The sequence below is a fragment of the Leucothrix pacifica genome (assembly GCF_003172875.1).
GTDB classification, from domain to species: Bacteria; Pseudomonadota; Gammaproteobacteria; order Thiotrichales; family Thiotrichaceae; genus Leucothrix; species Leucothrix pacifica.
This window is the reverse complement of the sequence record NZ_QGKM01000137.1, coordinates 1,456-2,856: the sequence shown is the minus strand read 5'-3', so window position 1 is coordinate 2,856 and position 1,401 is coordinate 1,456. Positions and strand designations below refer to the sequence as shown.

Below are 1,401 nucleotides of genomic sequence, written 5' to 3'. Positions count from 1 at the left end.
CTTCATCCTGAATCGCATCCACCACAATCAGCGCATGACCGTCGTTGTGCTGTTTATCCAATGCCACCGCTACCGCATCACTCCCCTTCAACACATCATAAGCAGACACATGCCCAATGCTTAGAGATGATTGCGCCTGCAAACAACGGCGTAAATCAGGATCAGTCATTGGCGTCAGCGGGTGATTCTCCATACCACTTTCACTTAACAGCTTATCCTGCACAAATAAATGCCCCTGATACACGGATCGCCCCGTACCCGGAAAAGCCGGGCAGACAATGACTTTCTCAGCCTGCAACGCCTTAGTCAGTGCGTCACACACCGGCCCGATATTGCCCTCTGCGGTGGAATCAAATGTAGAGCAATATTTGAAAATAAACTGTGTACAGCCCTGCGCCTGTAACCACGCCAGCGCCGCTAATGACTGCTCTACCGCCAGTGCCGGATCAATCGATCGCGACTTCAGCGCAACTACACCTGCCTCAACATCCGACGCAGCATCGCCCTCAGGAATACCAGTGTACTGCACAGTACGCATGCCCTGTTTTGACAGCGTGTTTGCCAAATCACTGGAACCGGTAAAATCATCGCCTATGCAACCTAATAACATTACGCTTCTCCCGGCAGTTTGATATTTGAATTTCTGGCATACACCTTGGTCACTGCCGCATCATCCTCGCCACCATGCCCCATGCCCGAGGCCGCAACAAATTGCTGCAGTGCTGCTGCAGTCAGTGGTGCAGAGAAACGTTCTTGTTTGGAAATATCCATGACAATCCCCAGATCTTTGAGCCATATATCTACTGCAGAATGTGGCGTGTAATCACCAGATACCACATGCGGCGCTCTGTTTTCAAACATCCAACTATTACCGGCGGATTGCGTGATGACATTAACGATCACATCCGGATCTATCCCCTGTTTCATGCCAAACGCCAGCGCCTCGCCCATACTGGCAATATGAATGCCGGCAAGCAGTTGATTCACCGACTTCATTGCCGAACCCATGCCAGCCTCATCGCCCATTTTAAAGACGTTCTCCGCGATTGCATCCATCACGGGGGCTGCTGCATCGAATGCTTCCTGGCTACCTGAAGCCATCACAGAGAGCTGACCTTGTGCCGCTTTTACCGCACCACCAGACATTGGTGCATCGATATAATGAAGCCCTAAGGCCTGGCAACGCTGCGACATATCCCGTGCAAAATCTGGTGTGACTGTGGCGCAGGCAACCACTACCGCACCGGGCTTTAAGTGAGCCGCGAGACCTTGCTCACCAAACAATACTGATTCTGTTTGCGGTGCGTTAAGCACAACAATCACAACAGCATCTAAGCTAGGCGCAGTCATTGTTAGTTCATCTGACTGCCCACCCTCTTGTTTAAAGCGTGTGACCTGCTC

2 protein-coding genes are annotated in these 1,401 nt (G+C 51.5%); both read right to left on the bottom strand.

Features of this window, described 5'->3' with window-relative positions:
- The coding region (locus DKW60_RS23340) for a four-carbon acid sugar kinase family protein (RefSeq protein ID WP_146203568.1) at positions 1-610 on the bottom strand (610 nt) is incomplete at its 3' end.
- Positions 610-1,401, bottom strand: a 792-nt coding sequence (ltnD, locus tag DKW60_RS23335; RefSeq protein WP_109840043.1) for an L-threonate dehydrogenase, incomplete at its 5' end; no start/stop codon positions are given. The genes DKW60_RS23340 and ltnD, both read right to left, overlap by 1 nt.